General features: G+C 51.5%; 17 protein-coding genes. 13 read left to right on the top strand and 4 right to left on the bottom strand.

Annotated features, from left to right (window positions below; all coding sequences use genetic code 11):
* From QRY16_RS05895 to QRY16_RS05905, 3 genes are all read left to right on the top strand, one after another.
* Window positions 1-170, top strand: a 170-nt coding sequence (locus QRY16_RS05895; RefSeq protein ID WP_289776055.1) for an IS3 family transposase, incomplete at its 5' end; no start/stop codon positions are given.
* Between the two features lie 27 nt (window positions 171-197).
* Entirely contained in the window at window positions 198-647 is a 450-nt protein-coding gene (locus QRY16_RS05900; protein ID WP_289775963.1) for a DUF3313 domain-containing protein, read from the top strand.
* A gap of 111 nt (window positions 648-758) precedes the next feature.
* Window positions 759-1,889 (top strand): PQQ-dependent sugar dehydrogenase, encoded by a 1,131-nt coding sequence (locus QRY16_RS05905; RefSeq protein WP_193403350.1) that lies wholly within the window; start codon window positions 759-761, stop codon window positions 1,887-1,889.
* Here the strand turns inward: QRY16_RS05905 and QRY16_RS05910 are convergent, their stop codons facing one another.
* Window positions 1,890-2,546 (bottom strand): HAD family hydrolase, encoded by a 657-nt coding sequence (locus QRY16_RS05910; RefSeq protein ID WP_289775964.1) that lies wholly within the window; start codon window positions 2,544-2,546, stop codon window positions 1,890-1,892. It abuts the gene before it with no gap.
* 269 nt (window positions 2,547-2,815) lie between these two features.
* Between QRY16_RS05910 and QRY16_RS05915 the strand changes: the two genes are divergently transcribed.
* A complete protein-coding gene (locus QRY16_RS05915; protein ID WP_193403348.1) occupies window positions 2,816-4,015 on the top strand; it encodes a serine hydrolase in 1,200 nt (399 codons plus the stop codon).
* Between the two features lie 33 nt (window positions 4,016-4,048).
* Here QRY16_RS05915 and ybjG read toward each other — a convergent pair whose 3' ends face one another.
* The 3 genes from ybjG to QRY16_RS05930 form a co-directional block, all read right to left on the bottom strand.
* A complete protein-coding gene (ybjG, locus tag QRY16_RS05920) occupies window positions 4,049-4,654 on the bottom strand; it encodes an undecaprenyl-diphosphate phosphatase (protein WP_289775965.1) in 606 nt (201 codons plus the stop codon).
* A 394-nt stretch (window positions 4,655-5,048) separates the two neighbouring features.
* Window positions 5,049-6,737 carry an aspartate:alanine antiporter gene (locus tag QRY16_RS05925; protein WP_289775966.1) on the bottom strand — a complete coding sequence of 563 codons (1,689 nt, stop codon included), beginning with the start codon at window positions 6,735-6,737 and terminating at the stop codon, window positions 5,049-5,051.
* A 450-nt stretch (window positions 6,738-7,187) separates the two neighbouring features.
* Complete coding sequence (locus QRY16_RS05930; protein WP_193403345.1) at window positions 7,188-7,451, bottom strand: GrxA family glutaredoxin; 264 nt, start codon at window positions 7,449-7,451, stop codon at window positions 7,188-7,190.
* Window positions 7,452-7,643: 192 nt separating this feature from the next.
* Here QRY16_RS05930 and QRY16_RS05935 point away from each other — a divergent pair, with 192 nt between their 5' ends.
* The 9 genes from QRY16_RS05935 (at window position 7,644) to QRY16_RS05975 (ending at window position 15,220) form a co-directional block, all read left to right on the top strand.
* Complete coding sequence (locus tag QRY16_RS05935) at window positions 7,644-7,895, top strand: DUF1418 family protein (protein ID WP_193403344.1); 252 nt, start codon at window positions 7,644-7,646, stop codon at window positions 7,893-7,895.
* Window positions 7,896-7,910: 15 nt separating this feature from the next.
* Window positions 7,911-8,633 (top strand): oxygen-insensitive NADPH nitroreductase, encoded by a 723-nt coding sequence (nfsA, locus tag QRY16_RS05940; protein ID WP_289775967.1) that lies wholly within the window; start codon window positions 7,911-7,913, stop codon window positions 8,631-8,633.
* Between the two features lie 21 nt (window positions 8,634-8,654).
* Entirely contained in the window at window positions 8,655-9,557 is a 903-nt protein-coding gene (gene rimK, locus QRY16_RS05945) for a 30S ribosomal protein S6--L-glutamate ligase (protein ID WP_289775968.1), read from the top strand.
* A gap of 87 nt (window positions 9,558-9,644) precedes the next feature.
* Window positions 9,645-10,130: a YbjN domain-containing protein gene (locus QRY16_RS05950; protein ID WP_193403341.1), complete on the top strand. Its 486-nt coding sequence runs from the start codon at window positions 9,645-9,647 to the stop codon at window positions 10,128-10,130.
* Between the two features lie 369 nt (window positions 10,131-10,499).
* The gene (gene potF, locus QRY16_RS05955; protein WP_289775969.1) at window positions 10,500-11,609 is read left to right on the top strand and encodes a spermidine/putrescine ABC transporter substrate-binding protein PotF; all 1,110 of its coding nucleotides are present in this window, start codon (window positions 10,500-10,502) and stop codon (window positions 11,607-11,609) included.
* A 121-nt stretch (window positions 11,610-11,730) separates the two neighbouring features.
* Entirely contained in the window at window positions 11,731-12,864 is a 1,134-nt protein-coding gene (gene potG, locus QRY16_RS05960) for a putrescine ABC transporter ATP-binding subunit PotG (protein ID WP_289776056.1), read from the top strand.
* Window positions 12,865-12,912: 48 nt separating this feature from the next.
* The gene (gene potH, locus QRY16_RS05965) at window positions 12,913-13,836 is read left to right on the top strand and encodes a putrescine ABC transporter permease PotH (protein WP_290428238.1); all 924 of its coding nucleotides are present in this window, start codon (window positions 12,913-12,915) and stop codon (window positions 13,834-13,836) included.
* The gene (gene potI / locus QRY16_RS05970) at window positions 13,833-14,678 is read left to right on the top strand and encodes a putrescine ABC transporter permease PotI (RefSeq protein ID WP_289775971.1); all 846 of its coding nucleotides are present in this window, start codon (window positions 13,833-13,835) and stop codon (window positions 14,676-14,678) included. The genes potH and potI overlap by 4 nt, the downstream gene beginning before the upstream one ends.
* 74 nt (window positions 14,679-14,752) lie before the next feature.
* Window positions 14,753-15,220, top strand: coding sequence for a YbjO family protein (locus tag QRY16_RS05975; protein ID WP_193403337.1), 468 nt, complete (start codon window positions 14,753-14,755; stop codon window positions 15,218-15,220).
* Window positions 15,221-15,409 lie beyond the last annotated feature (189 nt).

The following is a 15,409-nucleotide window of genomic DNA, read 5'->3' on the forward strand; positions in this document are numbered from 1 at the left end:
AGCGTGAACGGATAAAGAAAAAGATCTACGGAACACGGGAAGAAGCACGCAGCGATATTTTTGATTACATCGAAATGTTTTATAACAGTAAGCGTCGGCATGGTTCGAGTGATCAGATGCCACCGACGGAATATGAAAAACAATATTATCAACGGCTCGGAAGTGTCTAGATTATCCGTGGCGATTCATACACCCCCGTGGTTTATTATCCGGCAGCGCGTCCGACGCAGCGTATCAGTCAGCAAACGCTGGATGAGGTGCGCAATTACATCGATATTCAGCTGAAAGGGGCTATTGCAACCCGTAAACCGCTGGTGGCGCAAAAAGGCCCGCGTTCGTTAAGCGTGCGCAGTGCTATTACTGCTGTAACCGCAGAAAATAAGGGCATGCAGTTCTATGAAATGGTGCCGATCGCCGCGGTTGTTGCCGGTACGATGGCGGCTTCCGGCTATCGCATACAAAACAGTGAATTGTTTCTGGAAGTTGAAATCAGCGACGCGCGAACCGGCAAACCGTTGATCAAAGTCGTGCGCAAAGCGTTTGGTAAAACAGTCACTAACAGCAACGCACCCATTACCTTTGCCGACCTGAAACCCGGCCTCGATACGATGATACGTGACGCCGTGGCTTTTGATGCACGGCAATAAGCGCTAAGGACGATGATATGGGGTCGCTGATTTAATCTTTTGTAAATCTCAGACATCGTTCTGTAACAGCTGTCTACGCTTAAGGGCATTGTATCCCAACAGGAGAGTGCCATGACTCGCTTCCCCGCCGCGCTGGTTTTCAGCGTAATGTGCTCTTTTTCGACGCTGGCGGCAGACCTACAGGTTCAGGTGCTGCAAGACAAGCTCGACCATCCCTGGTCACTGGCATTTTTGCCAGATAACCAAACCGTATTGATTACCGAACGTTCCGGTCAGTTACGCAGCTGGCGACAGGACAGCGGTTTATCCAGACCGATTCAGGGCGTGCCAAAAGTGTGGGCGCACCGTCAAAGTGGTTTGCTGGACGTGGTGCTGGCACCGGATTTTGCACAAAACCGTCGCGTCTGGCTGAGTTATACCGAAGCTGACAGCAGTGGTAAGGCAGGGGCGGTAGTCGGCTATGGCACGCTGAGCAAAGATAATCGCCAGCTTAGCGACTTTCATGAAGTGATTCGCCAGACCCCAGCGTTGTCGAGCGGTAATAACATCGGAACACGACTGGCTTTTGACCGACAGGGTTTTTTGTGGATTGCCTTTGGCGATAACTTCGTCAGCAGCGCCGCGCAGGATACAGATAAGCTGCAAGGTAAACTACTGCGTTTGAATGGCGACGGCAGCGTGCCGAAAGATAACCCGTTTGTTAATCACAGCGGCATACGTCCCGAAATTTGGGCGTATGGCCTGCGTAATCCACAAGGGCTGGCGCTCAATCCCTGGACGCAAAAAATCTGGGAAAGTGAGCATGGGCCACGTGGCGGCGATGAAGTCAATATTCCAGAAAAAGGGAAAAATTACGGCTGGCCGCTGGCGACCTACGGTATTGATTACAGCGGCGAGAAAGTGCCGGAATCAAAGGGCACACATGTTGATGGCACTGAGCAGCCCGTTTTCTACTGGAAGGTCTCTCCCGCCATCAGCGGCATGGCTTTCTATAACAGCGCGCGTTTTCCTCAGTGGAAAAATTCGCTGTTTATCGGCGCGCTGAAGGAAAAAAGTTTGATTCGTTTGCGGGTGAACGGCGAGAAGGTGGTTGAGGAGCAGCGGTTATTAAAAGATCGCAACGAGCGCATTCGTGACGTCCGCCAGGGGCCGGATGGCTACCTTTACGTGCTCACCGATGAAGCTAATGGCAAGCTGCTGAAGGTCGGATTAGAACAGGACGCGAAAGCGTCCCGCGGATAATTATCGCACCCAGCGGCACACTTCCCAACCCCGGTCCAGAGCTTCCTGATGCAGCAATGCATCAGGATTAATCACGTGGGCATGATCGGCCAGGGCCAGCAAGGGCAGGTCATTCATCGAATCGCTGTAAGCCCAGGTCCGGTTATAGGTTTCATCTTCCTGGAGTGCTTTCCAGTCAGTCAGGCGCGTCACTTTACCCTCTTTATAGGTCATGGTGCCGTAAGTCAGGCCGCTGTAGCGATCATTAACCACCTCAACGCCAATAGCTAACGCGCCATATGCCCCTAAACGTTCGGCGATGGGAATAACTAAATGTTCGCCACTGGCGGAGATAATCATTACGTTATCGCCGCGTTGCTGATGCCACTGAATACGTTCACGGGCCGCCGGAAAGACCCGAGGCATAATGTCGCGATGGATAAAGCGCCGAACCCAGCCGTCCACCGTCATGGTTGCCATGCCAGCCAGCGGAGCGAGAGTTTTATTCATGTATTCTTCTATAGAAAGGGTGCCGGCATAATATTGCGCCATTAATGCCTGCTCTTCGTCGATAAGGTCGTTAGTTGCAAAACCTTGTGAAGCCAGCCAGCGCAGCCACAGGCTGGTGCTGTCATCGCAAATCAGGGTTTCATCCAGATCAAACAGGGCTAAGTCCATGGGATCCTCCTCAGGCTGACTGAAATCAGGTTAGCTGAAATTTGTGACGGCCTTAACTGTTCTGCGAAAAATCGGATTTTCACGCATTTTTTCTGACGACGCGCTGGGAGAAAACTGGCAAGCACGCAGCATGAATGCCAGGGTTACTCGACTAAACTCTAAAAAACTTTACGATTCACCGGTTTTTTTCGCTGACGCCAGCGGTTAGCGTTCTAACTGAAGATTTTCTGCCTTAAACCCTGATTTAATAAGGACACTCCGGCAAGCCCATGACAAAAAAACACTTTGCTTCTCGCCTGCGGCTCTTTGCTGCGACCTCTTTACTCGTTGCGCCTGTCAGCGTATTCGCGGAACAAGCGCCTGATGCTCCTCAGATCGACGCTAAGGCTTATATTTTAATGGATTACGCCAGCGGCAAAGTGTTGACCGAATCCAATGCTGACCAGCGTCTCGATCCTGCCAGCCTGACCAAAATGATGACCAGTTACGTGGTGGGTCAGGCGATCAAAGCGGGCAAGATAAAAGCGGATGACAGTGTGACCGTAGGCCAGGATGCATGGGCGACGGGTAATCCAAAACTGAAAGGTTCATCGCTGATGTTCCTGAAGCCGGGCGATCGCATTCCGGTACATGAATTGAATAAAGGCATTGTGATTCAGTCGGGTAACGATGCCTGTATCGCGCTGGCGGACTATGTGGCGGGCAGTCAGGATGCGTTTATCGGTTTGATGAACAATTACGTTAAAGCGCTTGGCCTGAAAAATACGCATTTTATGACGGTGCACGGTTTAGATGCCGAGGGGCAATACAGCACCGCACGTGATATGGCGCTGATTGGTCAGGCGCTTATTCGTGATGTGCCGGAAGAATATGCGCTGAATAAAGAGAAGGAATTTACCTTCAATAATATCCGCCAGAGGAATCGCAATCGCCTGCTGTGGAGCACTAACCTGAAGGTTGACGGCATCAAAACCGGCCACACATCGGGGGCAGGGAATAATCTGGTGGCCTCGGCGACCGAAGGCGACATGCGTTTGATTTCGGTGGTGCTTGGCACCGCCAGCGATGCAATCCGTTTTCGCGAAAGTGAGAAGCTGTTGACCTGGGGTTTCCGCTTCTACGAAACGGTTACGCCAATTAAAGCGGATGCGCCTTTTGCCCAGCAGCGCGTCTGGTTTGGTGAGCAAAATCAAGTGAACCTGGGCGTAGCCAAAGACGCCGCCTTGACCATTCCAAAAGGACAGATGAAAAATCTGAAGGCCAGCTACACGCTGAACTCGCCACAACTGGAAGCGCCGCTGAAGAAAAATCAGGTGGTCGGGACGATCAATTTCCAGCTAAATGGTAAAACCATTGAACAGCGTCCGCTGGTGGTGATGCAGGATATGCCGCAGGGCGGCTTTTTTAGCCGCATCATTGATTTTGTGATGATGAAATTCAATGGCTGGTTCGGGAAGTGGTTTTCATAAAAATCAGGGACGCAGCGATGCGTCCCGCTGTTTTTAGTTTTGTACCCAACCCTTGCGAATCGGTAAGGCGAATAAAGCGCGATACAGCGAATTAACCACATTCAACATGCGATTGCCGTAGTGCTGCCAGGCGAGATGCGACGCCAGACACCCCAGCAGACCGACCAAAAAGCCGCCCAACATATCCATGGGCCAGTGCACGCCTAAATACACCCGAGACCAGGCGATAACGCTGCCAATCCCTAACAAAATTACCCCAGACCACAGGCGATGCCAGAAGATGAACGCCAGCGCAAAGGTAAAAATAGTCGTGCCGTGATCGCTGGGATAAGAATCGTCAGCAGCATGACGTAAAAATTGATGCCCCAGGCCCATAGCAAACGGGCGCGGATGTGGCAGCAATTGCCCCACGCACCAGGATATCGCGAGTGCATAAACCAAAGCCATGCCGGTTTTCAATACCAGCACCCGCTGGGATTTAACCTGTGTACGTGGACCCCATAGCCATAACGCGACGATCAGCAGCGGCACGATAGCAATCAGGTCTTTGGCAATAAATGTCGCCAGTTGCAGCATCCAGATCGGCGAATCTGACGTGGCGTTGATCAATATAAACAGCCTGCGGTTTAACTCTTCCATTACGGGTGGCATTCCTCATTGAAAAGGGCGTTAGGCCCAGCGATCCCAGACAGCGTTCTCTGCAACAGGCAGAAATGTGCCGGTTCGGGTTTATCGATCGGCTAAAGCTAAACGCACGAATTGCTAATAACATAAGCGCGCTATCCTGAAAGTAACAGGCACATTCGTCCATAGCAGAAAGTCTTAATCTTTATTTAGGTTGCAAAACGGTTTAGGTTTGATGACATCGGGATGAAGGGCAGGCTGGACGACAGAGGAGAGTGATGTCAGGCATAAAAAAACCCGCTAACTAAAAGGTTAACGGGCTCCACAATCTGGGGATTTCAAAGAAAAGCAGTGGCACTTAATCAGACTGTGACTTAACAAAAAAGTTCTGGACTCAGCTAAAAAAATTTTATAAGGGCAGAATTGGCCAGACAATAACGATAAGGGTGCCCGCCAGCGTCAGCAGCACATTGGCGATGGCATAAGTCCCGGCATAGCCGAGCGCCGGAATATTGCTGCGCGCGGTGTCGCTAATAATCTCCATGGCTGGTGCGCAGGTCCGTGCGCCCATGATCGCGCCAAACAGCAGCGCACGGTTCATTCGCAATACATAAGCCCCGAACAGATAGCAGATCACCACCGGCAGCAGGCTGACCAGCAAACCGCATAGCAGCATTAGCACACCGTCGCTGCTCAGACCATGGTTGATACTGCCGCCTGCACTTAGCCCAACGCCCGCCATAAATACCATCAAACCAAACTCTTTCACCATGGTCAGCGCACCTTGCGGGATATAGCCGAACGTGGGATGGTTGGCGCGCAGGAAGCCCAGCATAATCCCCGCAAACAGCAAACCGGCGGCGTTACCAATGCCGAAACTAAAATTGCTGAACTGAAAAGTGATTAAGCCAATCATCAAACCCACAATAAAAAAGGCACAAAATGCCAGCAGATCGGTCATCTGACTGTGAATAGCGATAAAGCCAATACGGTCGGCCACGCTTTTAACACGACGCGCTTCGCCGCTGACTTGTAATACATCCCCTTTATTCAGGATGATGTTGTCATCAATTGGCATTTCAATCTGGCTGCGAATAACGCGGTTAAGAAAACAACCGTGATCGGTGAGGTTAAGTTTACTCAGACGCTTATTCACCGCGTTATGGTTTTTCACCACGATTTCTTCGGTGACGATGCGCATATCCAACAGGTCGCGGTCAAAAACTTCTTTACCGTTGCGGAAGCTGGGATCAAGGCGGGCGTGCGCATCAGGATAGCCAACCAGCGAGATGTCATCACCGGCTTGCAGCACAGCGTCACCATCCGGGCTGGCGAGAATGCCGTTACGGCGGATACGTTCGATGTAGCAGCCGGTCTGGCGATAAATTCCTAATTCACGCAAATTTTTACCGCCGCTCCAGGCCACCAGTTCCGGGCCGACGCGATAGGCGCGGATCACCGGCAAAAAAACTTTGCGCTGGCTGTCTGCATCCAGACCCCGTTCACGAGCAATTTGCTGTGCGCAGGTGGATAAATCCTGATGTTGCAGGCGTGGCAGATAGCGCGCGCCAAAAATCAGGCTAACTAATCCAATCAGGTAAGTAATGGCGTAGCCAAGGCTGAGATGATCTTGCATCAAAGCTAACTGTTTACTGTCGCCGATGCTTTGTCGCAGGGTATCGCCTGCGCCAACTAAGACCGGGGTAGACGTCATCGATCCTGCCAGCATGCCAGCCGTTAAGCCGATGTCCCAGCCAAACAGTTTGCCTAAACCTAACGCTAATAGCAGCGCACTGGCCACCATGACGATAGCCAACATAAAATAGTTTTTACCGTCGCGAAAAAAAATAGAGAAAAAATTAGGACCCGCTTCAACACCGACACAGAAAATAAACAGCATAAAGCCCAGGCTCAATGCATCAGTATTAATGGTGAAGTGTTGTTGGCCTAATAATAAAGAAATAACTAATACGCCAATGGCGTTTCCCAGCTGGACCGAGCCGAGACGCAATTTACCCAGACAAAGCCCGAGCGTTAATACGACAAATAATAACAGAATGTCATTTCCGGTTAACAATTCTGCGACATTAATATTCACTGTTTAACTTCTTGTGTGTAAGTAACCGATTGAAGTGTAGCTTGTTTTATTGAGGTGCAGCGCAAGCCGTGCCCGTCCCGCATCGAAAAGCGGTAGCGGTTAAAACGGCGGCTATTCTAGTCAGAAAACCCGTTTTCAGCTATGGGGGAATACATTCATACGAAGCGCGGGCTGTTGCTTTTTATTTCCACCTGGAAGCAGCAAATAAAGCACCAGGGCGCGCTCGGCTGTGGATGATTTACAACATACGTACAGCTTAACCAGCCAGTCACAGCCGATAACCTTGCAGGCACACTATTAACGGGCGCAGCTAAACAACGTATCTCAACGGTTGTCATCGGCTGTTAAGGCTCATTGGATGGACGTACAATGTTTGCCGTACGACGCGGCGAGAAGGCGATGCTTGCCGTTAGGACGGAGCCAGCTGTCACGGCTCCGCTTTGAAAGGACTTACGCGCTAAAACCCAGATTTTCTTTAGACCAGGCCGCAAATTCGGTATAACCACCGATGTGCTGCTCATCCAGGAAAATCTGCGGCACGGTGCTAACCGGTTTACCTGCGCTGGCTTCCAGATCCGCTTTGGTAATTCCCTCCGCCTGAATATCAACGTACTGATAGCTAAAATCATCACGATCGGCAGCCAGCTTATCAGCCAGCTCTTTAGCACGAACACAATAAGAACAGCCTGGGCGACCAAAAATTACAGCAATCATTGAGAACTCCTTGCAGCGGCCATTGCGTGATCGGTATCACGCAACACAATAAAGAATGGCAATCATCATGCCCGCTCGTACCGCTTAAAGAAAGTAGGATTTGCCTGTTAGTCTAATGCCCGCCATCTATGCAAGTTTGTGCTGATTAACCATAATTGTCGTTTCATTCAGGTGTGATACAGGAGCAGGGCGATGCGTAGCGTAGCAAGATTACCGAAACCGATTCTGGTGATGGAAATGCTGGGCGGCTTGCTGATCGCTGCCGCACTGCTGGTCGTCAATCACTGGCTGCCGGCGTTTCCCTCTGTTGGCAGGAAAACGCTGGCGACCGTACTGCTATTGTCAGGCGTCGTTCTGATGTTGCCTGCTGCCTGGCTGGTTATGTGGCGTACTGCACAAGCGATGGCGCCACAGCTGTTTAATCGCACCAATAAAAAAAGATAACGTTGCCGGAGACTTATGACACCAACCATTGATTTACTGTGTAGCCACCGCTCTGTTCGCGCCTTTACCGAACAGCCCGTTAGCGAAGAACAACGTGAAGCGATCATTGCCGCAGCGCAGGCGGCCTCGACATCCAGCTTTTTGCAGTGCTCATCCATTGTGCGTATTACCGACAAAGCCTTGCGTGAGCAGTTGGTCACGCTTACGGGCGGGCAACCCTGGGTCGCGGATGCGGCTGAGTTCTGGATTTTCTGCGCTGATTTCAACCGCCACCTACAGATTTGCCCGGAGGCCCAGTTAGGCCGCGCTGAGCAACTGTTGCTAGGTTGCGTAGACACCGCGTTGATGACGCAAAATGCGATGATCGCTGCGGAATCGATGGATCTTGGCGGCGTGTTTATCGGCGGTATCCGTAACAGCATTGCGCAGGTCACCGAATTACTGGAGTTACCCCAATACGTGCTGCCGCTGTTTGGTTTTTGTATCGGTTATCCGGAATCCGTACCCGACGTGAAGCCCCGTATACCGCAGGCCATGTTAGTGCATGAAAATCGCTATCATTCGGTGGATCCCGCGGTGCTCGCCGATTACGACAGCCGCACGGCGGTTTACTATCAGCAGCGTGACAGCAATCAACGTAGTGAAACCTGGAGCCAGCTGATTCAACGCTTGATCATCAAAGAAACGCGCCCGTTTATGCTGGATTACCTGCATCAGCAGGGCTGGGCGACACGTTAATCTGACCCAGGGAATACGATAATGAAAATGGCCATCCTGTCGCGTGATGAATCGCTTTATTCGTGCCGTCGTTTACGCGAAGCCGCTGAGCAGCGTGGCCATTTTATTCAAATCCTCGATCCGCTTTCCTGCTACATGAACATCAATCCAGCGTCAGCCGCCGTGCACTATCGCGGCGAACCGCTCGGTCATTTTGACGCGGTTATTCCACGTATCGGCACTCCCATCACCTTTTATGGCACTGCCGTGTTGCGCCAGTTTGAAATGTGCGGCAGCTATCCGCTCAATAAGTCAGCTGCGATCACGTGTGCGCGCGATAAATTGCGTTCATTACAGTTGCTGGCGCGGGAAGGTATCGACATGCCGGTAACCGGATTCGCCTCTTCTCCTGATGATACGCAGGATCTCATCGCCATGGTCGGCGGTGCGCCGCTGGTAGTGAAACTGGTTGAGGGCACGCAAGGGATTGGCGTGGTGCTGGCCGAAACGCGGCAGGCAGCAGAAAGCGTTATTGACGCCTTTCGCGGTCTGAACGCCCATATTTTGGTGCAGGAATTTATCAAAGAAGCACAGGGCCACGACATTCGCTGTCTGGTGATTGGCAAACAGGTGGTGGCGGCTATTGAGCGGGCAGCGAAAGAGGGCGATTTCCGATCAAACCTGCATCGCGGCGGCAAAGCGCATCCGGTCATTATCACCGGGCAGGAGCGCGATATTGCCATTAAAGCGGCGGCAACCCTGGGCTTAGAGATCGCAGGCGTTGACATTTTGCGGGCTCATCGCGGTCCACTGGTGATGGAGGTCAACGCATCGCCGGGTCTGGAAGGCATTGAAACGACCAGCGGTCTGGATATTGCTGGCATGATGATCAACTGGATTGAACGGCACGCCATACCCGGCCACCCTCCTAAAACCGCTGGCTAACCGGTGCTTTTCAGCGGTTTTCGTGGCGCCTCTGACAATTTTTCCGTAAGCTTAGTCGCCTGTTTATTCACCCCATGGGATTTTACGATGGATTCTCTTGTCGTTCCGGATATTGACCTGTTGCGTCGCTGGCTGGATCAGCAAAATATCACCTGGTTCGAATGTGATGCCTGTCAGGCCCTTCATTTGCCGCATATGCAGAACTTCGAAGGGGTGTTTGACGCCAAAATCGATCTGGTCGACAACGTCATTTTGTTTTCTGCACTGGCTGAAGTGAAGCCGACGGCGTTAATTCCTTTGGTGGGCGACCTGTCGCAAATCAATGCCAGTTCCCTGACGGTAAAAGCGTTTATCGACATTCAGGATGATAATTTACCAAAGCTGATTGTGTGTCAGTCAATGCTTACCGAAGCCGGGCTAACCTTTGGTCAGTTCGCGCACTTTATGAAGCAGAGCGAAGCGCAAATTTCCATGGTCATTATGGAAGCGTTTGCGAATAACCTGCTGCTGAGCAGTGACGATGAAGAAGAGGAACGTCCGGCGACCTTGCTGGGTCACTCAATGTTGCATTGATCCTTTCCTGTCTTACTGCTGCTTTCGGCAGCAGTTTTTCTTGCCTGCCTTACCACGTTTTATTCTGCATTTTGCCCTTTAATGCCAGATAACTGGCGTTCTTTATGGCCTCAAAGCCGAACCTCATCATTCAAATATGCATAAACTATCGCGATTAGGCGTTTTTTAAGCCGGGGTCTGGTGAACCTTTTGCCGGGCAGCTATTCTTGCGGGGCTGCATCACCCTTGTAAACGCAGCGCAGGTACAGATTTTTTGCTCTTAAACTCCCGCTGAATAATGATTCATTGTGTCACTGACTTTACGCACAGAACGCAACGTTCGGATCAGAAGTTTACAGCGTTGTGATGACCCCGCTCAGGAGGAAAAAAATGCTCAACCAACATCAGAAATGGTTGTCAGGTGTGGTTGCTGGCGTGCTGATGGCAGTTTCTGCCAGCACAATGGCGGAAGATAAAACCCTGCATGTTTACAACTGGTCCGATTATATCTCGCCAGATACCGTGCCAAATTTTGAAAAACAGACCGGTATCAAAGTGGTCTATGACGTGTTTGATTCGAATGAAGTGCTGGAAGGCAAATTGATGGCGGGCAGCACCGGCTACGATGTCGTGGTGCCATCCTCCAGCTTCCTGGCTCGTCAGCTACAATCCGGCGTGTTTCAGCCGCTGGATAAGAGCAAACTGCCAAATTATAAAAACCTCGATCCGGCTCTGATGGAAAAAGTCGCGCAGCACGATCCGGGCAATAAATATGCCATTCCTTATCTGTGGGGCACCACCGGTATTGGTTATAACATCGATAAAGTCAAAGCAGCCTTGGGCGCAGAAGCGCCGGTAAACAGCTGGGATTTAGTCCTGAAACCAGAAAATCTGGAAAAACTCAAAAGCTGCGGCGTCTCTTTCCTCGATGCGCCGGAAGAGATTTTCGCTACCGTGCTGAACTATCTCGGCAAAGATCCGAACAGTTCAGATGCTAAATATTATTCCGGTGCGGCAACCGATTTGCTGCTGAAGCTGCGTCCCAGTATTCGCTATTTCCACTCTTCTCAGTACATTAACGATCTGGCTAACGGCAATATCTGCGTCGCGATTGGCTGGTCAGGCGATATTTTGCAGGCGAAAAACCGTGCGGATGAAGCGAAAAACGGCGTGCATTTAGGCTATAGCGTGCCGAAAGAGGGCGCCCTGGCGTTCTTTGACATGATGGCCATTCCGAAAGATGCAAAAAATCTTGATGCAGCTTATCAATGGCTGAATTACATCATGGACCCGAAAGTGATCGCCGATGTCTCTAACAAAATGAATTACGCCAACGGTAATAAGGCATCGCTGCCGCTAATTAATGCTGACGTGCGTAACAATCCCGGCATCTTCCCAACACCTGAAGCCATGTCTAAATTGTTCGTGCTGAAAGTACAGGAGCCAAAACTGGATCGTGTGCGCACGCGCGCATGGACTAAAGTGAAAAGTGGTAAGTGATTCGTTCGAACGAATAAGCTTATAACGCAACAGCAACAGAGGCGCAGTCATGGCCTCTGTTGTGCCATTTTTAGCGGCTGGCTTTGCTGTGCCGTTCCGCCTGGCCCGGAGATGAATGTTAGTGAACGACGCCATTCCCCGTCCTCAAAATAAAAACGCAAAGGCGTTAGCGCCGCTGCTGGAAATCCGTAATCTGACTAAATCATTCGATGGTCAGCACGCCGTTGATGACGTCAGCCTGACCATTTATAAAGGTGAAATTTTTGCCCTGCTTGGCGCCTCTGGCTGCGGTAAATCAACGCTGTTGCGCATGTTAGCCGGTTTTGAGCCGCCAACCAGCGGACAAATCGTATTGGATGGTCAGGATTTGTCGCATGTCGCACCGTATCAGCGGCCCATTAATATGATGTTTCAGTCTTACGCCCTGTTCCCGCATATGACAGTGGAACAGAATATCGCCTTTGGCCTGAAGCAGGACAAGCTGGCGAAGGGCGAAATCAGCAGCCGTGTCGAAGAGATGCTGTCGCTGGTACATATGCAGGAGTTTGCGAAACGTAAGCCGCATCAGCTTTCTGGTGGCCAACGCCAGCGCGTGGCGTTGGCGCGTAGTCTGGCGAAACGCCCTAAGTTGCTGTTACTGGATGAACCTATGGGCGCGCTGGATAAAAAACTGCGCGACCGTATGCAACTTGAAGTGGTCGATATTCTGGAGCGCGTGGGCGCAACCTGCGTCATGGTGACGCACGATCAGGAAGAAGCAATGACCATGGCGGGGCGCATCGCCATTATGAACCGCGGTAAGTTTGTGCAGATTGGCGAGCCAGAAGAGATTTACGAGCACCCGACCAGCCGTTACAGCGCCGAATTTATTGGCTCGGTAAACGTATTTGAAGGCTTGCTGCGCGAGCGTCAGGACAATAGCTTCATCATTGAAAGTCCGGGATTAGTCCATCCGCTGAAAGTGGATTCGGACGTCTCGGTGATAGACAACGTGCCGGTGCATGTTGCGCTGCGACCGGAAAAAGTGATGCTGTGTGAAGAGGTTCCGGCGGATGGCTGCAACTTTGCTGTGGGAGAGGTCGTGCACATTGCCTATCTTGGCGACCTGTCAATATTCCACGTACGTTTGCGCAGCGGACAAATGATCAGTGCACAGCTACAAAACGCGCATCGCTATCGCAAAGGATTGCCGACGTGGGGCGATGAAGTTCGTCTCTGCTGGGATAGCGACAGCTGCGTGGTATTAACGGTTTAAGGAGGCGTAGTGAGCCAGATTTTTCAACGCAGCAAAGCGCCCGCCAGGCTGGTGGGAACGCCGCTACAGCGCTGGGTGACGCGTATCAAAATGCAGCATGGCCGCAAACTGGTCATTGCATTACCTTACCTGTGGCTGGTGCTGTTTTTTCTGTTGCCGTTCCTGATTGTACTGAAAATCAGCTTCGCCGATATTGCGCGCGCGATCCCGCCCTACACCGACCTGATCTCGTGGGCCGACGATCAGTTCAGCATCGTTCTCAACTTTGCTAACTATCTGCAACTCACGGACGATCCGCTATATGTCGATGCGTATTTGCAATCATTAAAGGTGGCCGCCATCTCCACGGTGATCTGCCTGCTGATTGGGTATCCGCTGGCGTGGGCAGTCGCGCACAGCAAACCATCAATGCGTACTATTCTGCTACTGCTGGTGATCCTGCCGTCGTGGACATCGTTCCTGGTGCGCGTTTATGCCTGGATGGGTCTGCTTAATAACAACGGTATCCTTAACCGTTTTCTGATGTGGCTGGGCGTTATTGATCATCCGCTGGTTATTCTTTACACCAATACTGCGGTGTATATTGGCATTGTTTACTGCTATCTGCCGTTTATGGTGCTACCCATCTATACCGCATTAACCCGTATTGACTATTCGCTGGTTGAAGCATCGCTGGACCTGGGCGCGCGACCGCTGAAAACTTTCTTCAGCGTTATCGTGCCGTTGACCAAAGGGGGGATTATTGCCGGTTCGATGCTGGTGTTTATCCCGGCGGTGGGGGAATACGTTATCCCGGAACTGCTCGGCGGACCAGACAGCATTATGATTGGCCGTATCTTGTGGCAGGAATTTTTTAATAACCGCGACTGGCCGGTGGCATCGGCGCTGGCAGTGATTATTTTGCTGATATTGATTCTGCCGATCATCTGGTTCCACAAGCATCAAAACCGTGAAATGGGAGAGAAGGGATGAATAATCTGCCCGTGATCCGCTCGCCTTGGCGCACCGCTATTCTGGCGTGCTGCTTCCTGTTTCTTTATGCTCCCATGCTGCTGCTGGCGATCTATTCGTTCAATCGATCGCAACTGGTCACGGTGTGGGAAGGCTTCTCATTTCACTGGTATCACGTGCTGTTCCAGGATAATGCGATGATTGATGCGGTGCTGCTCAGTTTGAGCATCGCCGGATTGTCGGCCACCATGGCGGTAGTACTGGGCACGCTGGCGGCGGTGATTATCGTTCGCTTTGGGCGTTTTCGGGGGCATAACGGTTTCGCCTTTATGCTTACCGCGCCGCTGGTCATGCCGGATGTGATTACCGGTTTGTCGCTGCTGCTGCTGTTTGTGGCCATTGGCAACGCATTCGGCTGGCCGAGCGAACGGGGAATGTTAACCATCTGGCTGGCGCACGTCACGTTTTGTACCGCTTATGTGGCGGTAGTCATCAACTCGCGCCTGCGTGAACTGGACCGTTCAATAGAAGAAGCGGCAATGGATTTAGGCGCGACGCCGCTTAAGGTGTTCTTTGTGATTACCGTGCCGATGATTGCCCCAGCGATTGTCACCGGCTGGCTGCTGGCTTTTACGCTGTCGCTGGACGATTTAGTGATTGCCAGCTTTGTCACCGGACCTGGTGCAACCACGCTGCCGATGGCAATCTTCGCTACGGTGCGGCGCGGTGTGAATCCAGAAATCAACGCGCTGGCCTCGCTGATTTTGTTTGTGGTCGGTCTGGTGGGTTTTATTGCCTGGCGCGTTATGGCACACGAAGAAAAACAGCGTGTCAGTGATATTCAGAAAGCAAAACGTGGCTGAAATCCGTAACGTTTGCCACTATAAAAATGGGCTGGTTTTCCAGCCCATTTTCTATGGCGTGCGGAGCATGAAACATGTCGGAAACCCTCAAGCACCGATCGGTATTACCGGATGCGCCTGTCCCGGTGACAGTCGCGGGGATAGCCATTATCGTTACGCGCTGCCTCAGCGTATTAATGCTCGCTAATGCGTTGGGTTATAGCGAAATTATCAACTTCGTTCATCGCAGCGCCCAGGCCTGGGATTCTACCTTTATCTTTATCGCGAGTCAGCTGATCTTTCTGTTTGAATTGCGCTGTGCTTTTACCTTAATGCGTGGCAGCAATCGTGGCCGCTGGGGATATGTCGGTACGCAGATAATCGTGCTGATTTATATGTTGCTGGCATCAACGGGCTGGATTTATCCAGAAATTTTTAGCATCAGCGGCGAAAACAATGCGCAGATTATTCATCATACGCTACAGCAAAAGCTGCCGGATCTGCTGGTGTTGCTGCTGCTTTTCTTGCCCGCCAGCAGTCGCGCATTTTTTCTGAGGCGTTGAAATTTGCCGCCATCCCTTCGCAGTAAAGGCAGCATTAAAGTTCTTAATTGTGGGTTAACAGCGGTTATCGCTTGTAATGCTGTGACATCGTGTAATGCGGGACGTCGTAAACGCGAACGGTTAAGCGAACGGAGACAAAGCGATAGGTTGCAACGCATCAAGGGTGGGCCAGCGCAGTTACCGTCTGAA

The sequence above is a fragment of the Mixta mediterraneensis genome (genome assembly GCF_030283135.1).
Classification (GTDB): Bacteria; Pseudomonadota; Gammaproteobacteria; order Enterobacterales; family Enterobacteriaceae; genus Pantoea; species Pantoea mediterraneensis.